The sequence below is a fragment of the Rhodococcus sp. P3_B8 genome (assembly GCF_056402775.1).
The window spans coordinates 1-639 of record NZ_JBFUGT010000695.1 but is presented as its reverse complement, the minus strand read 5'-3'; the positions used below and the strand labels follow the sequence as shown (position 1 = coordinate 639).

Sequence of the window (639 nt, the reverse complement as noted above, 5' to 3'; positions counted from 1 at the left end):
ACCCGGATCGGACTCGTGCCCGCCGACCGTGCCCGGGCTCGCGGTGCCGCCGAAGYAGTGTTCGAGAAACGGTGACGCCGACCGTGTGACACCCTGTGGTTCGTGCGAGTCGCCGTGGTCGCCGGGCCTGATCCCGGACATGCCTTTCCCGCCCTTGCGTTGTGCCTCGCTTTCATCGAGGCCGGAGACGATCCCGTCCTGTTCACAGGCTCACGGTGGGTCGAGTCCGCACGGGCGGCCGGTGTGCCTGCCGAGTTGCTGAAAGGTCTCGCGCCCCGCCCGACGGACGACGACCTCGATGCGGGAGCGCGCATTCACGCCCGCGCCGCGCACATCTCCACCGAGTTGCTCCCCGACCTGCGCGCGATGGGACCCGACCTCGTCGTCTCGGACATCCTCACCGCCGGCGGGGGTATGGCCGCGGAGCGGCTGGGGATCCCGTGGGTCGAGCTGTCCCCGCATCCGCTGTACGCCGCGTCCAAGGGGTTGCCGCCCATCGGAAGCGGATTGGCTCCGGGCGTGGGAATTCGGGGCAGGCTCCGTGACACGCTCATGCGCACCGCGACGGCGCGGTCGATCCGGCAGGGTGTGCGGCAACGCTCCGAGGCCAGGGTCGGTGTCGGACTGCCTGCGAAGGAC

1 protein-coding gene is annotated in these 639 nt (G+C 70.7%); it reads left to right on the top strand.

Going from position 1 to position 639, the window contains the following annotated elements; genetic code table 11:
* Positions 1–102: 102 nt before the first annotated feature.
* A partial coding sequence (locus AC1D1G_RS45825) for a glycosyltransferase (protein ID WP_477957014.1) occupies positions 103–639 on the top strand: 537 nt, incomplete at its 3' end.